The 20,762-nt window shown below is 72.2% G+C and carries 18 protein-coding genes and 1 pseudogene; 10 read left to right on the top strand and 9 right to left on the bottom strand.

Features of this window, described 5'->3' with window-relative positions; genetic code table 11:
• Positions 1–6 precede the first annotated feature (6 nt).
• On the top strand, positions 7–2,151 hold the full coding sequence (locus EDC02_RS31815) for a DEAD/DEAH box helicase (RefSeq protein WP_123605936.1): 2,145 nt from the start codon (positions 7–9) through the stop codon (positions 2,149–2,151).
• On the opposite strand, the gene EDC02_RS41075 is transcribed toward EDC02_RS31815, so the two are convergent.
• From EDC02_RS41075 to EDC02_RS31795, 4 genes and pseudogenes are all read right to left on the bottom strand, one after another.
• Positions 2,148–3,161, bottom strand: a complete 1,014-nt coding sequence (locus EDC02_RS41075; RefSeq protein ID WP_199757992.1) for a CU044_5270 family protein — start codon at positions 3,159–3,161, stop codon at positions 2,148–2,150. The two genes, EDC02_RS31815 and EDC02_RS41075, sit on opposite strands and share 4 nt — an antisense overlap.
• A gap of 130 nt (positions 3,162–3,291) precedes the next feature.
• Positions 3,292–3,633 (bottom strand): annotated as a pseudogene (locus EDC02_RS42020) (RNA polymerase sigma factor); the annotation flags it as partial.
• A 279-nt stretch (positions 3,634–3,912) separates the two neighbouring features.
• Positions 3,913–4,641, bottom strand: coding sequence for a hypothetical protein (locus EDC02_RS31800; RefSeq protein ID WP_148083723.1), 729 nt, complete (start codon positions 4,639–4,641; stop codon positions 3,913–3,915).
• A 97-nt stretch (positions 4,642–4,738) separates the two neighbouring features.
• Positions 4,739–5,851 carry a YafY family protein gene (locus tag EDC02_RS31795; protein ID WP_123605932.1) on the bottom strand — a complete coding sequence of 371 codons (1,113 nt, stop codon included), beginning with the start codon at positions 5,849–5,851 and terminating at the stop codon, positions 4,739–4,741.
• Between the two features lie 111 nt (positions 5,852–5,962).
• Between EDC02_RS31795 and EDC02_RS31790 the strand changes: the two genes are divergently transcribed.
• From EDC02_RS31790 to EDC02_RS31770, 5 genes are all read left to right on the top strand, one after another.
• Complete coding sequence (locus EDC02_RS31790; protein ID WP_123605931.1) at positions 5,963–6,385, top strand: VOC family protein; 423 nt, start codon at positions 5,963–5,965, stop codon at positions 6,383–6,385.
• Positions 6,386–6,400: 15 nt separating this feature from the next.
• Entirely contained in the window at positions 6,401–7,519 is a 1,119-nt protein-coding gene (locus tag EDC02_RS31785) for a winged helix DNA-binding domain-containing protein (RefSeq protein WP_123605930.1), read from the top strand.
• Positions 7,520–7,592: 73 nt separating this feature from the next.
• Entirely contained in the window at positions 7,593–8,039 is a 447-nt protein-coding gene (locus EDC02_RS31780; protein WP_148083722.1) for a hypothetical protein, read from the top strand.
• An 84-nt stretch (positions 8,040–8,123) separates the two neighbouring features.
• Positions 8,124–9,572 (top strand): class II fumarate hydratase, encoded by a 1,449-nt coding sequence (locus EDC02_RS31775; protein WP_123605928.1) that lies wholly within the window; start codon positions 8,124–8,126, stop codon positions 9,570–9,572.
• A 19-nt stretch (positions 9,573–9,591) separates the two neighbouring features.
• On the top strand, positions 9,592–10,272 hold the full coding sequence (locus EDC02_RS31770) for an HAD family hydrolase (RefSeq protein WP_123605927.1): 681 nt from the start codon (positions 9,592–9,594) through the stop codon (positions 10,270–10,272).
• A 29-nt stretch (positions 10,273–10,301) separates the two neighbouring features.
• Here the strand turns inward: EDC02_RS31770 and EDC02_RS31765 are convergent, their stop codons facing one another.
• Complete coding sequence (locus tag EDC02_RS31765; RefSeq protein ID WP_123605926.1) at positions 10,302–10,952, bottom strand: helix-turn-helix domain-containing protein; 651 nt, start codon at positions 10,950–10,952, stop codon at positions 10,302–10,304.
• Between the two features lie 42 nt (positions 10,953–10,994).
• Between EDC02_RS31765 and cysS the strand changes: the two genes are divergently transcribed.
• From cysS to EDC02_RS31750, 3 genes are all read left to right on the top strand, one after another.
• Positions 10,995–12,458, top strand: a complete 1,464-nt coding sequence (gene cysS, locus EDC02_RS31760) for a cysteine--tRNA ligase (protein WP_123605925.1) — start codon at positions 10,995–10,997, stop codon at positions 12,456–12,458.
• The gene (gene rlmB, locus EDC02_RS31755; protein ID WP_123605924.1) at positions 12,458–13,573 is read left to right on the top strand and encodes a 23S rRNA (guanosine(2251)-2'-O)-methyltransferase RlmB; all 1,116 of its coding nucleotides are present in this window, start codon (positions 12,458–12,460) and stop codon (positions 13,571–13,573) included. Before cysS ends, rlmB begins: the two co-directional genes overlap by 1 nt.
• A gap of 88 nt (positions 13,574–13,661) precedes the next feature.
• Complete coding sequence (locus EDC02_RS31750) at positions 13,662–16,283, top strand: Hsp70 family protein (protein WP_123605923.1); 2,622 nt, start codon at positions 13,662–13,664, stop codon at positions 16,281–16,283.
• Between the two features lie 97 nt (positions 16,284–16,380).
• Here EDC02_RS31750 and tnpA read toward each other — a convergent pair whose 3' ends face one another.
• Entirely contained in the window at positions 16,381–16,851 is a 471-nt protein-coding gene (gene tnpA / locus EDC02_RS31745) for an IS200/IS605 family transposase (RefSeq protein ID WP_123600934.1), read from the bottom strand.
• A gap of 19 nt (positions 16,852–16,870) precedes the next feature.
• On the opposite strand from tnpA, the gene EDC02_RS31740 reads away from it, so the two are divergent.
• Positions 16,871–18,214 carry an RNA-guided endonuclease TnpB family protein gene (locus EDC02_RS31740; protein ID WP_199757990.1) on the top strand — a complete coding sequence of 448 codons (1,344 nt, stop codon included), beginning with the start codon at positions 16,871–16,873 and terminating at the stop codon, positions 18,212–18,214.
• Here EDC02_RS31740 and EDC02_RS31735 read toward each other — a convergent pair.
• Genes EDC02_RS31735 through EDC02_RS31725 form a run of 3 tightly spaced genes read right to left on the bottom strand, consistent with a single transcriptional unit; the run spans position 18,148 to position 20,689 of the window.
• Complete coding sequence (locus tag EDC02_RS31735; protein ID WP_148083721.1) at positions 18,148–18,792, bottom strand: hypothetical protein; 645 nt, start codon at positions 18,790–18,792, stop codon at positions 18,148–18,150. The two genes, EDC02_RS31740 and EDC02_RS31735, sit on opposite strands and share 67 nt — an antisense overlap.
• 5 nt (positions 18,793–18,797) lie before the next feature.
• A complete protein-coding gene (locus EDC02_RS31730) occupies positions 18,798–19,676 on the bottom strand; it encodes a carbohydrate ABC transporter permease (RefSeq protein WP_123605921.1) in 879 nt (292 codons plus the stop codon).
• Positions 19,677–19,696: 20 nt separating this feature from the next.
• Positions 19,697–20,689, bottom strand: coding sequence for a carbohydrate ABC transporter permease (locus EDC02_RS31725; protein WP_370461589.1), 993 nt, complete (start codon positions 20,687–20,689; stop codon positions 19,697–19,699).
• Positions 20,690–20,762 lie beyond the last annotated feature (73 nt).

The raw sequence follows: 20,762 nt of genomic DNA, 5'->3' as shown, positions 1-20,762 counted from the left end.
CGTGCCGTGACCGACGTCGGCGAGCTGCACCCGGTCCTGACGTACCACCTGGTCAACAGCCTCGGTTGGCGGGACCTGCGGCCGATGCAGCGGGCCGCGGTCGGCCCGGTCCTGGCCGGTGAAGACGCCCTGCTGCTGGCCCCCACCGCCGGCGGCAAGACCGAAGCCGCCGTCTTTCCGCTGCTGTCGAAGATGACCGACGCCGGCTGGCCCGGCACCTCGGTGCTCTACCTGTGCCCGCTGAAAGCGTTGCTGAACAACCTGCTGCCCCGGCTGGAACGCTACGCCGACTGGCTCGGCCGCCGCGCCGCCCTCTGGCACGGTGACGTCAGCCCCGCCCGCCGCCGGGCAATCCTCGCCGGCCGGCCGGACATCCTGCTGACCACCCCGGAGTCGCTGGAAGCGATGCTGGTCAGCGCCAATGTCGACCACCGGTCGTTCTTCGCCGGGGTGCGGGCCGTCGTCGTCGACGAGGTGCACGCCTTCGCCGACGACGACCGTGGCTGGCACCTGCTGGCCGTCCTGGAACGGCTCACCCACCTGATCGGCCGGCCGCTGCAGCGGATCGGGCTGTCGGCCACCGTCGGCAACCCGGACGCCCTGCTGACCTGGCTGCAAGGCTCCGGTGCGGCCAGCCGCCCGAGCCGGGTCGTCGCCCCCGACGCCGCTTCCGCCCCGGCTGCCGCTCTCGCCTCTGATGCCAGCGCCGCCGTCGCGGACCGGGCACCGCCCGGCGACGTCGAACTCGACTTCGTCGGCTCGCTCTCCAACGCCGCCACTGTGATCGCCGCGCTGCACGCGGGCGAGAAACGGCTGGTCTTCTGCGAGTCCCGGCAGGCCGTCGAGGAACTCGGTCAACTGCTGCGCCAACGCGACATCACCACGTTCCTGTCGCACGCCTCGCTCTCGGCCGACGAACGACGGCGCTCCGAACAGGCGTTCGCCGAGGCCCGGGACTGCGTCATCGTCTCCACCAGCACGCTGGAGCTGGGTATCGACGTCGGTGACCTCGACCGGGTGGTCCAGATCGACGCCCCGGCGACCGTCGCCTCGTTTCTGCAGCGACTCGGCCGGACCGGCCGGCGGCCCGGTGCCAGCCGCAACTGCCTGTTCCTCGCCCGCGATGGCGACGTCCTGGTGGAAGCGGCCGCGCTGCTGACCCTGTGGGGCCGTGGCTGGGTGGAGCCGGTCGTCCCGCCGCCTGAACCCCGGCACATCGTCGCCCAGCAGATCCTCGCCCTGAGCCTGCAGCAGAGCCAGGTCGGCGACCAGGAGTGCATCGCGTGGTGGAACGGGCTGGCACCGTTCGACGACAGTGCCCGGCCGATCCTGCGGCATTTGGTGGACAGCGGGTACCTCGACACCGACAGCGGCATGTTGTTCATCGGCCCGGAAGCGGAGAAGCGGTTCGGGCACCGGCACTTCATGTCGATGACCGCGGTCTTCACCGGGCCACCCGAGTTCACCGTCCTCTACGGACGATCCGAGCTCGGCCGGATCGACCCGAGCCTGCTCACCGAGGAGGTCCGGGGTGACCGCCGGCTATTGCTCACCGGGCAGAGTTGGCGGGTCACGTACATCGACTGGCGGCGACGGCGCTGCTTTGTCGAACCGGCCGACGGCGGCGGGAAGGCCCGTTGGACGGCTGGTGGCCTTGCCGGGCTGGGCTACGAACTGACCCGGGCCATGCGCGATGTCCTGCTCGGCACCGATCCACCGGTACGGCTCACCCGCCGCGCGGTCGACCGGCTGCACCGCGTACGCGACGAGCGCTCCTCGCTCGTGCACCCCGGCGGCAACGTCATCCTGCGCGACCGCTCCGGCGACCTGCGCTGGTGGACCTGGGCCGGATACCGGGCCAACGCCACCCTCGCCGCGACCCTCAGCGAGGTGGTCGACCCGGTGCAGCGCTTCGACGACTGCCAGATCCGGCTGCGCGCCGACCTGACCCCCGCCGACTGGCGCTCACTGATCGCCGACGCCACCGAACGGATCTGCCTGCCCGACGTCGACGAGAAGGCCCTGGCCGGGCTCAAGTTCAGCGCCGCCCTGCCGGCGCGGCTCGCCATGGCCACCCTCGCCGCCCGACTGGCCGACCCGGTTGCCGCCTTGGCCGTGCTCCGGCAGGGAACCCGGTTCGTGTCGGTTTAGGGCGGTACGTCTCCTGCCTCGTCCACGGTGGCCTGGCGGAGTAGGGCGCTGTTGGTGGTGCCGAGGAACGCGTACGACGTCGCGTCGAAGATTAGGGTCGTCCCATCGGTCATGCCGACTCCCACTCCGTCACGGTTGGCAAGGTCCCGCACCTGCTGCTGGACGGTCACACCCGGCAGCGAGGCCAACGCGGCGAACAGGGCGCTCCGCTGACCCGAGGTGAGATACCGACCGCCGACCAGCAGCTCACCGGCCCGCTGGAAGACGAGCGCATCGGCGACGCCGCCACCGGCAGCGGCAGCGGATGCCACCGGTGGCCCTGCCGCCGAGGACACGCCGGCTCGGAGCCAGTCGAGCAGCGCCGCCGGGCTGTCCGGCATGCCGGCGTCGAAGCCCGGCTGCGGCGTACACGGTCGGCCCGGCACCGGGTCGGCGGACGAAACGGCGGGGCAGGCCGGCAGCGCCAGTTCGTCGGACGCGGCCCGGTCCTGCTGGTACGGCCGGTCGCGGACCAGCCCGTCCCGGGTGCCGTCCGCCGACAGCCAGGTCTGCCGCAACACCCGAGGCCCCTGAGCGGTGCTGAAGCCACCGTCCGGCTGCTGCACCTGGTTGATCGGGCTCGCCACCGTCTCGGTGAACACGAACTGCCCGGCTCGCGGGACGGGCAGATCCGCCTCGTGCGCCACCAACGCAGCGGTACGCAGAATCTCGGCCGCCTCGGCCGTACCCGGTGGCGGTGCCGATCCGCCGGCCGGCCAGCCATGCCGTACCAGTGGGCCGACGGTGACCACGACGAGCAGCGCCGCCAGCGCCCCACCGGCCAGGCCGAGGCTCCACCGACGAGCCGACCGCCGGGCCGCGCCGCCGCGCCGCATCATTGTTCGCGCGCCCGGTTCGTCGAGCCGCCGGCTGCGCCAGGCCGTCGGTGCGTCCCCGGCGTCCGGGGCCAGTGCGGCACCGAGCTCCCTGAGCCGGTCCATTTCGCTCACGCCCCGCTCCAACTTTGCCACCACCGCTCCTTGATTCCGGTGTCTGCCACAGTGCTCCGGGCCGGTTCGGCGTCCAACGCGTCACGCATCCTGCGCGGGCCCGGTTGAGTCGTGACCGGACTGTGCCGACCGGGATGTCCAGGGCTCGGGCGACCTCCTCGTAGCTCAGGTCACCCCAGGCGACCAGCAGGAGCACGTCCCGCTCCTTGCGGCCGAGCCGGGCGAGCGCGGCGGCCAGCGGCCGACGCCACGCCTGGGCGGACGCCGAGGCCGCCACCCGGTCCGCGAACGCCTCCTCGCCGCCGTCCGGCTTCACCCGCAGGTACGCCCGGTAGCGGGCGTTCTCGGCGCGGTGATGACAGGCCAGCTCGCGGTGCACGATCGCGAGCAGCCACGGAAACGCGTTCGGGTAGCCCGGATCGTAGGTGCGCCGCGCCCGGAACGCGGCCACGAACGCGTCCGCGACGACGTCCTCGGCGATCTCCCGACCCACCCGCCGGTACGCGTAGCCGTACAGCTTCCCGGCATGCTTCTCGTAGACCTGCGCGAACCGGTCCGGGTCGTCGAGCGATGCGACGATGACCGCGGCGTCATCGGCCGGCGGCGCCGCACCGCCCCTCACCCTCACCCTCACCCGAAACCCCGCGACGGCGGTACGCCCACGATGGTCTGCCCTCCCCGGTCTGCTTCCCCTCGGCAATGTCTATGCACGAGCTCCGGATCGGGTTCATTCCACTGGCGGCATGCGGCGGTCGGGCGGGAACGCCGCGCGTCAGCCGTCGGTGCCGCAGTCGGTGACCGGCTGCGTCGACTGGGTCGTGGCGACGATGGTCAGGTCGTGTTCGGCGAGTGCGTCCGGCAGCCGTACCAGGCCGGCGCGCTGGCGCTCCCACAGTGCGATGCCGTCGTGGAAGCGCACCGCGTAGGTCAGCACCGCCCCGTCGCCCGGCGGACGGTGCCCGCCGGTGTACGGCGCGAAGGTGTCGGCGTCGCGCAGCGCCTGGTCGAGTAACGCCTGGTCGACCCGCGCCGCCATCGCCGGCTCGGTCAGGTCCACCTCGGTCATGGTGCACGGCGGCAGATCCGAGATCTGTACGCCGATCCGTCGTTGGTATGACCCGCTGAACTCGCGCTCCTCCACGTCGATGACCTGCACCATCCGCAGGGTCACGTCCAGGGCGGGCACCGGGGAGCGGTTCTGGACGACGACGGTGCCCCGGCCCCGTCGGGTGGCCCACCACGACACCCGCTCGGCGTACCGCCGCTCGAACCGGTCCAACGCGAGACCGTTGACCTGCTGCTGGTCGCGCAGCGCGCTGACCGCGATGATCAGCGCCACCGTGGAGACGACGGTGGCGGTGATCGCGGCAACCGCCTGGACCCAGCTGGCGACGGTGCCGGACCGCCCCGGCCGATCTGTGCCGTCGCCGCCGGGTGGGGCTGCCTCGGGCTGTCCCGCCGGGACGTACAGGCCGCTGCCGGACCGCTGCCACTCTGACAAATCCACCACCTCGCCCTCGGCCTGCCTGCGGCAACCGCGCGGTGACCGCTACCTCGCCCATGATGTCGGCCAGCGGCAACCTGGCGTCATGGCGCGGCTACTGCGCGGTGGTCGGCATGTGCTCGTCATCCGGAGGCTGACCGGCGGTGGTGGCGTACCGGCGGGCCAGGGTGGCGAATGCGGCGGCCAGCTCAGGTGGGCCGATGACCTCGATGTCGGCGTCGAACATGCCGACGATGCTCGCCAGACCCACCCACGACCAGGAGCCCAGGGTCAGCCGGCAGCGGCGTGGACCGATCTCCTCGACGACGCCGCCGTAGGCGTACTGGGCCACCTCGGCCGCGGGCAGGTCCAGGATCACCTGGCCCCGGCAGGGCCAGTCACCGGAGCCGGCTGAGCCCGCTGAGCCCGCCGAGCCGGCTGAGCTCGCCGCGCCGCTTGTGCCGTCCGCGCCCCGGAACCTGGCCGTGACGAACGCGGCGACGCTGTCCGCCGGCAGTTCGCGCGGGGTGAAGCGCGGCCCGGTCGGGGTGCGCGGGGTGATCCGGTCGGCCCGGAAGATCCGCCAGTCGTCGCGGTCGAGATCCCAGCCGACCAGGTACCAGCGCCCCCGCCGGGTGACCAGGTGGTGCGGCTCGACCCGCCGGGGCACAGGCGCTGACCGGTAGTCGAAGCGCAGCACCTCGTGGGCCCGTACCGCGTCGCTCACCGCCAGCAGCGTCGCGCTGTCGACCGGCGGCGCGGCGGCCGACCCGACGGCCGACCCGACGGCCGGACCGGTCGTGACGGCCCCGGTCGTGACGGCTCCGGTCGTGACGGCCGCCCCGATCGCCTCGATGGCCCCGACAGCGTCGATCCGGTGGCGCAGCCGCTGCGGCATCACCTGCCGGACGGTGTGCAGCGCCCGCGCCGCCGCCTCCCCGATGCCGGCGCCGCTGGCGGTGGCGGTCCGCAGCGCGATGGCGAGCGCGACCGCCTGCTCGTCGTCGAACAGCAGCGGCGGCAGCCGGGCGCCGGCGTCGAGCCGGTAGCCGCCGGCCGGTCCCTTGCCCGCCGCGATCGGGTAGCCGAGCGCGCGTAGCCGGTCGACGTCGCGCCGGACGGTACGCGGGCTGACCGCCAACCGCTCAGCCAGCAGCCCACCCGGCCAGTCGCGGCGGGCCTGCAGCAGCGACAGCAGCATCAGCAGCCGCTCCGAGGTTTTCGGCATGTTTCTCATTCTGACCGTAGTAGCGGACACAACCTGGCCACTACCCCTGCGAATGTTGCCCCTGCGTCCGACACCCGTCGGGCCCGCACCACACAGCCAGAGGGGCCGACCTTGTCGATCACCACCACCACTCATCTCAACTTCCGGGGCGAGGCGCGCGCCGCGCTGGAGTTCTACCGGTCCGTCTTCGGCGGCGACCTGGTCGCCGTCACGTACGCCGACCTCGGCGCCGCCCAGGACGAATCCGAGGCCGACCAGGTGATCTGGGGCCAGGTCCGCGCCGACAACGGCTTCCACGTCATGGCGTACGACGTGCCCGGTCGGCTGGCCTACGCGCCGGGCGAGAACGCCTATTTCGTCTCCGTACGCGGCGAAACCGTCGACGAGGTCACCGGCTACTGGGAGAAGCTGGTCGACGGGGCGACCGTGGTCGTCCCGCTCGGCCCGGCCGCCTGGGCGCCGGCGTACGGGATGGTTCGGGACCGGTTCGGCGTCGTCTGGGTCGTCGACGTCACCGTCCCGTACAACGGCTAGTCGGGAGCGCGACCGATGACGGTGCTGGACACCCGGGCGCTCAACCGCGCGACGCTGGCCCGGCAGTTGCTGCTCGACCGCGCGGACCTGCCGGCGTACGACGCCGTCGCGCATCTCGGCGGCCTGCAGGCGCAGGAGCCGCAGGAGCCGTTCGTCGGGCTGTGGAGCCGGCTGCGCGGCTTCGACCCGGTGGACCTGTCGGACCTGCTGCTGCGCCGCGCGGTGGTCCGGACCCATCTGATGCGCCGCACCGTCCACCTGCTCACCGCCGCCGATGCCGTGGCCTGGCGTCCCCGCCACGACGTCATGCTGCGGCAACGGGTCCTCGCCGGCTACCGCCGCGAGCTCGCCGGGGTCGACCTCGACGCGCTCGCGGCGGCCGGTCGGGCGGTGCTGGCCGACGGCGAGCCCCGGACGATGACCGGGCTGGCCCGTGCCCTGCCTGACCGGTGGCGGCAGTTGGAGCCGAGAGCAGTGGGGGAGATGCTGGTCGCGGCCCTGATCCCGGTGGTGCAGCTGCCGCCGCGTGGGCTGTGGCGGACCGTCGGCGGGGCACGCTACCGGCCGCTGGCGGAGTGGGCGGGCCAGCAGCCGGACCCGCTGACCGACGCAGCCGGCGTCGACCCGGTCGAAGCCGGCACCGACCCGGTCGGCCAGGCACTGGTACGGCGCTACCTGGCGGCGTACGGGCCGGCCGCCAGCGCCGACCTGCGCGCCTGGTGCGGGCTGGCCGGGCTGCCGGCCGCCGTCGCCGCCGTCCGCGACGAACTGGTCGTCTTCCGCGACCAGCGCGGCCGGCAACTGCTCGACCTGCCGGACGCGCCGCGACCCGCCCCGGACACTCCCGCCCCGGTGCGGTTCCTGCCGGCGTTCGACAACGCGATCCTCGGCTACGACGACCGCAGCCGGATCATCGACGACGCCCACCGGGGCCTGTCCGTCGCCGGGGCACGGGTGGTGCTGGTCGACGGCCGGGTCGCCGCCACCTGGACCGTCGACGCCGGCACCGTCACCGTCACCGGGCTGCGCGGCCTCACCCGCGCCGAGCGCGCCGCCGTGGCCGAGGAAGGGGAGAGCGTGGCGGCATTCCTCACCGACGGCGACAGCCAGCGGGTACGCCTGACCACTGGCTGAGGGCAGGCCGGACAGCTCAGGTTTCGCCGCCGCCGATCCGGGCACACCCGCCGTGACGGGAGGGGTGGTGACGATGGGGCGACGAAACCGCGACGCCGACCGCGACGCCGAGTGGGCCGGCGACGAAGGGCAGGCGTTCGTTGACGACCTGGAGCAGCGGTCGGCGTACCGCCAGGAGATCCTGGACGACGTGGTCGCGCCACCGACCGACCCGGTCCGCGAGGTGAAGGAGCGCGACCTCGACGACCCGGCAGATGTGCCGATCCCGGCCGAGACGCTGCGCGACGGCGGCCCGACCCGCTCCGGCGGCGGGCTGACCACCACCGGTGGCACCGCCGGCCCGGCCAGCACCCGCCGGGTCAACGACAGCAACCGTGACACCGGCCCCGGCCGGGGCAGGAGCCGGGGTAAGAGAGGTCGCGGCAAGGTGGCGCCGACGACGACCGGCGACGCCACCAGCGGCGGCATGGGTACGCCGGCCGGCGGCACGACCAGCGACGCCACCACCCGCGAGGCGTAGCCCGTCGCCGCCCGCGAGCAGTACTGGGGGGCAGGGACCGTACGTGGCCCACATCATCTGCGGGCTGCCGCCACTCGGGGCAGGATGGGAAAGGTGACTGACGAGGGCATCAGCGACGGTGGGATCAGCGAGGACGGCGTCCGGGACGAGGGCTACCGGATCGAACGCGACACGATGGGCGAGGTACGCGTCCCCGCCGACGCGCTGTGGCGGGCGCAGACCCAGCGCGCGGTGCACAACTTCCCGGTCTCCGGCCGTACGCTCGAATCCGCCCAGATCCGCGCGCTCGCCCAGATCAAAGGCGCCGCCGCAAAGGTCAACGCCGACCTCGGGGTGATCCCGGCCGGCATCGCCGAGGCGATCGTCACCGCCGCCGCGCACGTCGCCTCCGGCGGCTACGACGACCAGTTCCCGGTGGACGTGTTCCAGACCGGTTCGGGCACCTCGTCGAACATGAACACCAACGAGGTGCTGGCCACCCTCGCCGCCCGTGAACTGGACCGGCCGGTACACCCCAACGACCATGTCAACGCCTCGCAGTCCAGCAACGACGTCTTCCCGACCTCGATCCACCTGGCCGCCTCGCACCAGGTGGTGCACGAGCTGATCCCGGCCCTGGACGAGCTGGCGACCACGCTGGAAGGCAAGGTCGACGAGTTCGCCACCGTGGTCAAGGCCGGGCGTACCCATCTGATGGACGCCACCCCGGTCACCCTCGGCCAGGAGTTCTCCGGCTACGCCGCCCAGGTCCGCTACGGTCAGGAGCGGCTGCGCTCGATCCTGCCCCGGCTGGCCGAGTTGCCGCTCGGCGGCACCGCCGTCGGCACCGGGGTGAACACCCCGCCCGGCTTCGCCGCCGCCGTCATCGCCAAGCTGGCCGACGCGACCGGGCTGCCGCTGACCGAGGCCCGCAACCACTTCGAGGCCCAGGGTGCCCGCGACGCCCTGGTGGAGACGTCCGGGCAGCTGCGCACCATCGCCGTCGGCCTCTACAAGATCGCCAACGACATCCGGTGGATGGGTTCCGGCCCGCGCGCCGGCCTCGGCGAGCTGCGCATCCCCGACCTGCAACCCGGGTCGTCGATCATGCCGGGCAAGGTCAACCCGGTGGTCTGCGAGTCGGTACGCCAGGTCTGCGCCCAGGTGATCGGCAACGACGCGACCATCGCGTTCGCCGGCAGTCAGGGCGACTTCGAGCTGAACGTGATGCTGCCGGTGATGGGCAGCAACCTGCTCGAAGCGGTCCGGCTGCTGGCCGCCGCCAGCCGGCTGCTCGCCCAGCGCTGCGTCGCCGACCTGGCAGCCGACCCGGAGACCTGCCTGGCGTACGCCGAAGGGTCGCCGTCGATCGTCACCCCGCTCAACCGGCACCTCGGCTACGATGAGGCCGCCTCGATCGCCAAGCAGGCGCTCGCCGAGAACAAGTCGATCCGGGCCGTGGTGCTGGAACGCGGCCACGTCGACGCCGGCACGTTGACCGCCGCCGAGCTGGACGAGGCGCTGGACGTTCTGCGGATGACCCGGCCCAGCTGAGCCGGCATACCCTGGTGGGGTGATTACCACCGTGGTGTTCGACGCCGACGAGACCCTCGTCGACCTGCGGCCCGCGGTCACCGGCGCGTTGCAGACCGTCCTCACCGAGCTGCGTCGGCTGACCCCGCGTGCCGCCGAGCTGACCCTCGGCGACATGGCCGACGACTGGGCGGCCGCGTTCGCCGCCGACCCGTCCGCGCCGGTGATGCAGATCCGCCGGGGCGCGCTGGCCCGCTCGCTGGACCGGGTCGGCCTGCCGGAGCAGCTGGACCGGATCACCGGGATCTTCTTCGAGCGCCGGTTCGCGCTCAGCCGGCCGTACGCCGACACGCTGCCCGCCCTGGACCGGCTGCGCCGCCGGTACGCCGTCGGCCTGGCCACCAACGGCAACAGCCGTGCTGACCGGTGCGGGCTGCGCGGCCAGTTCGCCTTCGAGGTGTACGCGCACGTCGACGGCCTGCCGAAAAAGCCGGACCAACGGTTCTACGACGCCGTACTGACCGCCGCCGGGGTCTCCGCCGCCGACCGGGTGGTCTACGTCGGCGACTCGATTCCGCACGACGTGGTCGGCCCGCAGACGGCCGGGCTGCGGGCCGTCTGGCTGAACCGGCGTGGCGAGTCCTGCCCGGCCGAGGTGTGCCCGGACGCGCAGATCACCAGTTTGGCGCAGCTGCCCGACGCCCTCGCCGACCTGTTCTGAGCCCGACTGTTCTGCTTCACAGGAAGCGGTCACAGCTCGCCGGCGAGCAGCTGGGACACCGCCTCGGCGGTCGCCTGCACCTGCGCGCCGATCGCCGGCATGTCCAGGGTGCCCATCGCCACCACCCCGACGCTGGCCTCCAGGCCGGGCACGCCGAGCACTGGGGCGGCGACACCGTACGCGCCGGGCTGCAGTTCGCCGCTGCTGGTCACCGGTCCGGGCGTACCGTCGCGGCCGGCCAGGATCGCCCGGCCGGCGGCGCCGCGGCCGACCGGGTGCCGCGACCCGGCCCGGTACGCCACGTGGAACGCCGTCCAGCTCGGCTCGACGACGGTCAGCGCCACCGCCTCCGCGCCGTCGGCGACGGTCAGGTGGGCGGTGGCGCCGGAGGACTCGGCGAGCCGGCGCAGCGCCGGCAGCGCGGCGTCGGCCAGCAGCGGCTGCGCCCGCCGGGCCAGCTGCAGCAGCCCGGCACCGAGCCGCAACCGGCCAGCCGTGTCGCGGCGCAGCATGCCGTGCGCGGCGAGGGTGGTGGCCAGCCGGTAGACGGCGGCCCGACCGATGCCGAGCTGCCCGGCGGCCTCGGTGACGGTGATCCCGCCGGTCGCCTCGGCGACCAGGCCCAACAGGCGCAGCCCCCGGTCCAGGGTCTGCGCCGTCTCCGCCCCTCGCGCGTGCACACCGACAGAGTACGGACGGGTGCCAGTCGGTACCCTCGTAGCGTGACGCTCCGCTTGTACGACACCGTGACCCGGTCCGTGCGGGACTTCGTGCCCCGCCAGCCCGGCGAGGTCAGCGTCTACCTGTGTGGCGTCACCGTCCAGTCCGCCCCGCACATCGGTCACCTTCGCTCCGGCGTCAACTACGACGTGCTCCGCCGCTGGCTGAGCCACCAGGGGCTGCGGGTCACCTTCATCCGCAACATCACCGACGTCGACGACAAGGTGCTGGACAAGGCGGCCGCCGCCGGTCAGCCGTTCTGGTCGATCGCGTACGCCAACGAGCTGGTGCTGGCCGCCACGTACCGCAGCCTGAACGTGCTGCCGCCGACGTACGAGCCGCGCGCCACCGGGCACATCCCGGAGATGCACCAGCTGATCGAGCGGCTGATCGAGCGTGGCCACGCCTACCCGGCCGGCGACGGCAGCGGCGACGTCTACTTCGACGTCGCCTCGTACGCCGACTACGGCGCGCTGTCCGGGCAGCGCCTCGACGCGATGCAGCCGGCCGGCGACGGCGCCGAGCGGGCCAAACGCGACCCGCGTGACTTCGCACTGTGGAAGGGCGTCAAGCCGGACGAGCCCGCCGACGCGGCCTGGCGCTCGCCGTGGGGCCCGGGCCGGCCCGGCTGGCACATCGAATGCTCGGCGATGTGCTGGCGCTACCTCGGCCCCGAGTTCGACATCCACGGCGGCGGGCTGGATCTGACCTTCCCGCACCACGAGAACGAGCTCGCCCAGTCCAAGGCGGCAGGGTTGCCGTTCGCCCGCTACTGGGTGCACCACGGGCTGCTGAACCTCGGTGCGGCGAAGATGAGCAAGTCGCTGGGCAACGTCATCGACCTCGACCACGTCGCCCGGCTCGGGGTGCGCCCCGCCGAGCTGCGCTACTACCTGACCGCGGCGCATTACCGGTCCCGCATCGACTACTCCGACGACGCCCTGCGGGAGAGCGCCACCGCGTACCGGCGGATCGAGGGTTTCGTCCGGCGGGCGGCGGAGCAGGTCGGCGCGAGCCCGGCAGCGGACGCGGCCACCCAGGTGCCGGCGGCGTTCGCGGCGGCGATGGACGACGACCTGAACACGTCGGCCGCTTTCGCGGTGCTGCACGACGAGGTCCGCGACGGCAACAGTCTGCTGACCGGGGCCGGGGCCGGGGTGAGTGCCGCCGGGAGCGACGGCGACGCCGGTCGGGCGTTGCGGGCCAGCCTGGGCCGGGTCCGCGCCATGCTCGGCGTGCTCGGTCTGGACCCGCTCGACCCGGCGTGGGGCGACGCCGCCCCGCGCGACGAGCTGCGCGGCGCGGTCGACGCGCTGATCGCCCTCGCCCTCGACCAGCGGGCGCAGGCCCGTGCCCGCCGCGACTGGGCCGCCGCTGACGCGGTGCGTGACCAGCTCAAGCAGGCCGGCGTCACGGTCGAGGACACCCCGCACGGCCCCCGTTGGACCATTGGAGAGCAGACCTGATGCCCGGCAACTCGCAACGACGTGGCCGGCGGGTCACCCCCAAGAAGGGTGCCGCCGGCGGCACCGGCGGCAAGAACCGGTCCAGCCTGGCCGGCAAGGGCCGCACCCTGCCGGCCGACGAACGGCCGTGGCACAAGGGCTATTCCGGCACCGAGAAGCTGCCGAACAAGACCGCCTGGAAGCAGGAGAAGGAACGCCGGGCGGCGGCTGCCGAGGGGCGCGCGCCGAAGATCGGCGTACCCGGAACGAAGGACACCACCTGGGGCGGCGGTGGCCGCAGCCGGGGCGGTCCGGCGACCGGTCGGCTGGCCCGGGGCGGTGCCCGGTCCGGGCCGCGAGTCTCCCCGGGCCGCAAGGCGCACCCGCCGAAGGACGCCCCGGAGCTGCTGGTCGGCCGCAACCCGGTGGTCGAGGCGCTGCGGGCCAACGTGCCGGCGACCGCGCTCTACGTCGCCCAGGGCATCGACGTCGACGACCGGGTCACCGAGCTGGTGCGCACCGCCGGTGACCGGGGCATCGCGATCCTGGAGATCAGCCGGGCCGAGCTGGACCGGATGACCGGCGGCGTGCTGCACCAGGGCGTCGGGCTGCAGGTGCCGGCGTACGCGTACGAGCCGTTCGAGGACCTGCTGGCCGCCGCCGCCGAGCAGCCGGAGCCGCTGCTGGTCGCCCTGGACGGGGTGACCGACCCGCGCAACCTCGGCGCGGTGGTGCGCTCGGCGGCCGCGTTCGGCGCGCACGGCGTGTTCGTGCCGGAGCGGCGGGCCGCCGGGATGACCGCCACCGCGTGGCGGACCAGCGCCGGTGCCGCCGCCCGGACCCCGGTCAGCCAGGTGGTCAACATGACGCGGGCGGTGAAGAAGTGCCAGGCCGAGGGGTTCACCGTGGTCGGCCTGGACGCCGACGGCGAGACCGACCTGTACGACCTGGAGGCCGCCGTCGGTCCGCTGGTCGTGGTGGTCGGCTCCGAGGGCCGAGGGCTGTCCCGGCTCGTCGGCGAGACCTGCGATCTGCGGGTACGCATCCCGATGCACTCCGACGTCGAGTCGCTCAACGCCAGCGTGGCTGCCGCGGTCACCCTCGCCGAGGTCGCCCGCCGCCGCGCTGTCGGCTGACCGGCCGATCGCTGATCAGCGGGTCAGTCACCCGTAGCATGCCCGGGGTCGGTGTCGGTCGGTTCGGGGTGCGGCGGAGGAACAGCGGATGACAGGGCAGGACGGGGGCTTCGCTCTCGGCGTCGACCTTGGCACTTCCAACACGGTCGCGGTGCTGCGCTGGCCGGACGGGCGGACCCGTCCGCTGCTGTTCGACGGTGCACCGATCCTGCCGTCCGGAGTGTTTCTCGGCGACCGGCTGTACGTCGGGCGGGACGCGCTGCGGCTGGCACAGAGCGACCCGGCCCGCTTCGAGCCGAACCCGAAACGCCGCATCGACGAGTCGACGGTGCTGCTCGGCGACCATGAGGTGCCCACCGCAGACCTGCTGGCAGCCGTGCTCGCGGCGGTCGCCCGCGCGGCGGTGGAGGCGGTCGGCTTCCTGCCGCCGGCGGCGTTGACCTATCCGGCCGCCTGGGGCAGCCGCCGCCGGGAGGTGTTGGCCCAGGCGGTCGCCCGCGCCGGTTGGCCGCCGGTCGCGCAGCAGCCCTCGGCCGGGACGCGGCTGGTGCCGGAGCCGGTGGCGGCCGCCCGCTACTTCGCCGACGTGCTGCGCCGGCCGGTGCCGGTCGGGCAGGCCCTCGCCGTGTTCGACTTCGGCGGCGGCACCCTGGACATCGCGGTGGTGCGCAACGACGGCGTGGATTCGGCCGGCCGGGCCCGGTTCGCCGTGATCGGATCCGGCGGGATCGCCGAGCTCGGCGGGCTGGACCTGGACGCCGCCCTGGTCGAACACCTCGGCGGGGTGCTCGACCCGCAGGTGGCTCAGCAGCTCAATGCTCCGGCCAGCCCTGCGCAGTGGCGTAACCGGCGGCAGTTCTGGGACGACGTACGCGGAGCCAAGGAGATGCTGTCGCGGTCGTCGTCGGCACCGGTCGCCGTGCCCGGGGTGGACCAGGCGGTACATCTGACCCGCGACGAGCTGGAGCAGGTCGCCACTCCGCTGATCCGGCGGGGGGTGCGGGAAGCGGCCCGGGTGATCGCCGACTGCGGTCTGGGCGGCGACCAGTTGGCGGGTCTGTTCCTGGTCGGTGGTTCATCGCGGGTGCCGCTGGCGGCCCGGCTGCTGCACAGCGAGCTGGGCGTCGCACCGACCGTGCTGGAGCAGCCCGAGTTGCCGGTCGCCGAAGGCGCCCTGGCCGACCTGGCGACGGTAGCGGCTCCGGCCCCGGTGCCGCCGGCCCCGTCCAACCTGGTGTCGCCGGCGGTACCGACAGCGCAGATGCCGGCGCCGCCGCCGGCCGCGGCACCGCCGCCCGCGTCAGCATCGGTCGTGCCGCCGCCCGGCGGACCGCCCGCCGCTGGCCGCAGCCGACGAGGCCGGTTGCCGTGGCTGGTCGGCGGTGCGGTGCTGGCCCTGACCGCAGTGGTCGCCGCCACCGTGGTCTATCTGCTACGCGACCCGGCCTGGCCGATCGAATTCCGCGACTTCACCCAGGTCGGGTCGGAAATCACCGTCGATGAGGACGCCGACGCCCTGTACACCCAGCTCGTCGATGGCCGGGCGTACGGCGGCTTTGTCCACGATGACGGGCGGCTCGGCGTGGTCGCGATCGACCCGGGCTCCGGCGAGAAGCGGTGGGAGGCGGCCACGGAGGCACGGGCCGACCGCTGGTCCGGGCTGCTCGCTACCCCGGCCGCGCTGGTCGCCGTCGCGGACGCGTCGAGCAGCACCCGCCGGCCGATCGCGGTGCTCGACCCGGCCGACGGTCGCCAGCGCTGGAAGGTCGACGTTCTCGGCAACGACCAGCTTTTCGTCTTCGACGACGTCCTCGTCTGGTCCGATGTGGAAGGGGCCCAGCTGGTCGGGCTGGACCTGCGCGACGGCACACAGCGCTGGGCACACGCGAACCCGGCCGACCAGTACGACGACACCAAGGCCGCCGTCTACGCGGCGGTCTCCCCGGCCGATGTGACCGGGCCGGCCGGGTTCGACGGCCAGCCCGTCGCGCCGCAGCGCGGCGACGACCGACGGATCGTGCAGATCACCGCGAACCGGCAGGCGCGCGTCTTCGACGCGAAGAGCGGTGAACTGCTCGGCGAGCGTCCGAACGTGGCAGGACCGAACGACACCGCCCTGGTGTACGACGGCAAGCTGCTGATCGCGCCGTACGGCCGGGATTTCCGGCTGGCCGCGTACGACCTGGACACCACCGGCGAGCCGGTGAACCTCTACACCCCGGCGAACGATCAGCGGCGGTTGCAGAACATCGTGCCGTGCGGTGCCGCGCTGGTCTGCCTGCTGGAGTCGCAGGGGTTCAGCTCCGACACCAACGAGCTGGTGGTCGTCGACCTGGATGAGGGCGGGGTGCGGTGGCGGGCCGAAGCGGCCGATTTCAGCATCGTGGTGCCGGTCGGGGAGCACATCCTGCTGCGCCGTACGTCGAGTGACTATCTGTCGCGGCTGCTCGACGCTGAAGGCAACGAGGTGCTCAGCCGTGCCGGGGTGGCGGTCCGGATCGACCGGGCCAACCTGTTGTGGTTCCGCGAGAATCCGGCCAGCTATCCCGGTGACACCAGCGTGGCCGGGCTGGCGGCCGGCACCCCGGCCGAGCCACGTGAGCTCGGTGTGCTGGGTGGCGTCCGGACCGTCGCCTGCTCCTGGGACCGGACCTCGATCGTCTGCCCGACCAGCGAGGGTTTCGCCGTGCACCGCTTCGTCGCCGACTGATCGCCGCGGCACGGGAGCGGTTCTGGTTCGGTCGTATGCCGCTGCGGTCTGTTGATTGCCACAGCGGCTACCGGAATGCGGGCCAGTGCTCCGGCCTTCAGGCCGGGGGTGAAGGCCCGCGCTGGGAGGGCCGCCAGGCCCGAGCAGTGCCTTGACCGGGACGGTTCTGCTGCTCGATGTACTGCTTGATGACGCTCAAGGGTGCGCCGCCGACAGACCCGGCGAAGTACGAGCCGGACCAGAGTTTGTTGGCCCGGTAGTAGTGGCGCACCAGGTCGGGGAACTCCTGCCGGAGGCGGCGCGAGGAGACCCCTTTGAGGCTGTTGACCAGCCTGGCCACGGCGACCTTGGGCGGGAAGTTGACCAGCAGGTGGACGTGGTTGTTCTCGCCGTTGAACTCGACCAGTTCGGCCTCGAAGTCGGCGCACACGTCTCGCATGATCGCCTCCATCCGGGTCAGGTGCCGGTCGGCGAACACGTTGTGTCGGAACTTCGTCACGAAAACCAAGTGGACATGCATCGCGAAGGTGCAGTGCCTGCCGGTGCGGACGCCTTGAAGTTCGACCATAAACCAACATGATACAGTGATGGCCGTGCAGCTCCGTTACAACTACCGGATCACCCCGGACGCCGCCCAGCGCACCGCGCTGGCGCAGGCGTTCGGGTGTGCCCGGGTGGTTTTCAACGACGGACTCAGGCTGCGTCAGCAGGCCCGCGAGGCGGGCGAGAAGTACATCTCCGACGGCGACCTGTCGAAGTTGGTCATCACAGCGGCCAAGGCCAGCGAGGACCGGGCCTGGCTGGGTGAGGTGTCGGCCGTGGTGTTGCAGCAGGCCCTCGCCGATCTGAACACCGCGTACCGCAACTTGTTCAACTCGCTGTCCGGCAAACGCCGGGGCCGCAAGGTGGCCCCGCCCCGGTACCGGTCCCGTAAGGACAACCGGCAGGCGATCCGGTTCACGGAGAACTCCCGGTTCAAGGTCTGTGACAACGGCCGCCTGCGGCTGCCGAGGATCGGCGACGTTCCGGTGCGCTGGTCGCGCGGCCTGCCGTCGGATCCCACCTCGGTCACCGTGATCAAGGACACAGCGGGCCGGTACTTCGCCTCGTTCGTCGTGCGGATCGGCGAGGACGAGACGCTGCCGCCGGTCGACTCCGAGATCGGCATCGATCTGGGCCTGACCCACTTCGCGGTCATGTCCGACGGCACGAAGGTGACCGCACCGAAGTTCCTGCGCCGCGCGGCCCGCAAGCTCAAGCGGTTGCAGCAGGCACTCTCACGCAAGCAGAGGGGCAGCAACCGCCGCAAGAAGGCCGTGATCGAGGTGGCCCGCGCTCACGCGCGGGTAGCCGACACCCGGCGGGACTGGCAGCACAAGCTGTCCACGGCGATCATCCGCGAGAACCAAGCGGTGTACGTCGAGGACCTGTGCGTTGTTGGTCTCGGCCGGACTCGGCTGGCGAAGTCCGTGCACGATGCGGGCTGGGCCGCCTTCACCGGCATGCTGGAGTACAAGGCGAAGCGGTACGGGCGCGCGTTCGCCCGGGTGGACCGGTGGCTCCCGTCCACCCGGATGTGCTGCGACTGCGGCCGGATCAACGAGAAGATCGCGTTGAACGTCCGGGAGTGGGACTGCCCGTGCGGCAGTCACCACGACCGGGACATCAACGCCGCCATCAACATCAAGGCCGCCGGACAGGCGGACTTCAACGACCGTCGAGCGCACGTAAGACCGGGACTTGTCCCGGCGGTGCGCAGTGAAGCGGTAACCCACCCGGACGCTGCGTGTTCCACGCGCAGCGTGGAGGGAATCTCCGTCCTTCAGCTTCAGGGCGGAGAGGATGTCAAGACTGAAACGCACATCTACCGCGACGGCAGTTTATGCGGGGTGATCCGGCGTAGCGCGGTGTGCAGTGCGAAGAGGGTGTAGCCGAGCAGGATCGGCGCCAGGATCGGCATCGTCAGCGCGGTGAGCAGGCCGGCCAGGCTGACGACGCCGGTGGCCGCCAGCACCGCCAGCGGCCGGCGTTCGGCGATCCGCCAGGTATCCCGGGCCGCCGCCCGCCAGCCCTGCCCGGCAGGACCGTCACCACCGCCCCGGCCGGTCTGGACCACGGTGATCCCGGCGAGGCCGGCCATCAGCGCGGCCAGCAGCCCGGTGCCGACCAGCAGCACGGTGCCGCCGGGCACCATCCCGGCCGAGATCAGCACCATGTTGCCGCCGAGTAGCAGCGTGCCGACCACGGCGACCACGGTGGCGACGGCCCCGGGCGCCAGCCCGCGCCAGAAGTGACTGGCCAGGTCCCGCAGACCTGGCCAGTGGCCGTCGACCGTCCACTGATGGATCGCCGCGCTGGCGGTGGCCAGCGCCGCGCCGGCGGTCAGTACGGCCGCCGACGCGAGCGCGGTGACGATGCCGAGCAGCGCCAGGTCGGTGGCGGCCCGCAGAGTGTCGCGCCAGTCGGCGCGGGCCGGTGCCGGGTTGTCCGGCCAGTCTGCGGGAGCCATCGACGTCACCCCTTGAGGCCGCTGGTGTTGATGCCCTGCACCAGCATCTTCTGGAATGCCAGGAAGAAGAGGAAGACCGGCAGCAGCGACAGGACCGACATGGCGAACATCGGGCCGAGCGAGGTCTGCCCGGTGGAGTCGATGAACAGCCGTAGCCCGATCGGGACCGTGTAGCTGGACACGCTCGGCAGGTAGATCAGCTGGGTGAGGAAGTCGTTCCAGGTCCAGATGAACGAGAAGATCGCCGTGGTGACCAGCGCCGGTCGGGCCAGCGGCACGATCACGTACCGGAAGACGCCGAACGGCGAACACCCGTCGATCTTGGCCGCATCGTCCAGCTCCCGCGGGATGCCCCGCATGAACTGCACCATCAGGAAGACGAAGAACGCCTCGGTGGCCAGCAGCTTCGGCACGATCAACGGCAACGGGGTGTCGATCCAGCCGAAGTAGTTGAACATGATGTACTGCGGCACGATCAGCACGTGGCTGGGCAGCAGCAGCGTGCCGATCATGATGGCGAACCACATCTTGCGGGCCCGGAACCGCAGCCGGGCGAATGCGTACGCCGCCAGCAGGCAGGAGACCGCGTTGGCGACCACGGTGGCCGCCGCGATCACCGTGCTGTTCCAGAAGAACCGGCCGAACGAGATGTTGCGCAGGTAGTTCCAGCCGTCCGGGTAGTTCGCCCAGGTCGGGTCCTGCGGGATCACCGACAGGTTGCTGGCCACCTCGGTCGGTGACTTGAGTGACGAGCCCAGCACCCAGATCAGCGGGTAGAGGACCACGACCAGGATGGCGACCAGCACCGCCACCCGGGCGACACCCCGGGCGGTGCCGCCGGCGGCCCGACGGCGCGCGGCGCCGCCGCCGTCCGCTGTCGACATCGGAGCAGCTTCGGTAGCCATCAGTCGTTGTCTCCGTCCGAGTAGTGCACCCAGAACCGGCCGGTGCTGAAGAACAGCACGGTGATCAGGCCGATCGCGATCAGGAAGACCCAGGCCAGCGCGGACGCGTATCCCATCTGGAACTCGGTGAAGCCCTTGGTGTACAGGTACAGCGTGTAGAGCATGGTCGAGTCGACCGGCCCGCCGGTGCCGTTGCTGATCACGAACGCGGCGGTGAAGCCCTGGAACCCGTTGATCGTCTCCAGCACCAGGTTGAAGAAGATCACCGGGGAGAGCATCGGCAGGGTCACGTTGAAGAACTGCCGGATCTTGCCGGCGCCGTCGACCGAGGCCGCCTCGTACAGCTCGGTCGGCACCTGCTTGAGCCCGGCCAGGAAGATCACCATCGGTGCGCCGAACTGCCAGATGGCCAGCACCATCAGGGTCTCCAACGCCCAGTCCGGGTCGTTGACCCACGGTTGGCCGGGGATGCCGAACAGCCCGAGGAAATCGTTGAACGCGCCGTCGCCGCTGAACATCGCCCGCCAGATCAGCGCCAGCGCGACGCTGCCGCCGAGCAGCGACGGCAGGTAGAACAGGCTGCGGAACAGCCCGACCCCGCGCGACTCGCGGTTGAGCAGCAGCGCGACGCTGAGGGCGGCGGCCAACTTCAGCGGTACGGCGACGAACGCGAAGATCAGCGTGACCTGCGCCGAGTGGCGGAACGTCTGGTCGTTGACGAACAGGTCCCAGTAGTTCTCGAAGCCGACCCACTCGACGAAGTCCCAGGAGGACAGGATGTCGTAGTTGGTGAAGCTGAGGTAGAGCGAGAACAGCATGGGGAAGGCGGTGATCGCCATCAGCCCCAGCAGCCACGGGGAGAGGAAGACGTACCCGGCCAGCCCTTCGCCGTGCCGCCGGCTGGCACCCGGGGCGCTGCCACGCCGGGCGCCGCTGCGAGCCGGGGTGGTGGTGCTGGTCGTGGCCGGAGCGGGTTTCGTGGTCATGGCCACGATCGGGGTCCTTTCTGGGTGTCTTGGGTCGTGGCGCCCACGGAGAGATCCACCGTGGGCACCACGACCGCCC

Origin of the sequence: Micromonospora sp. Llam0 (assembly GCF_003751085.1) — a bacterium.
GTDB lineage: Bacteria > Actinomycetota > Actinomycetes > Mycobacteriales > Micromonosporaceae > Micromonospora_E.
The sequence above is the reverse complement of the archived record's forward strand: the minus strand, read 5'-3'. Positions and strand labels throughout refer to the sequence as shown.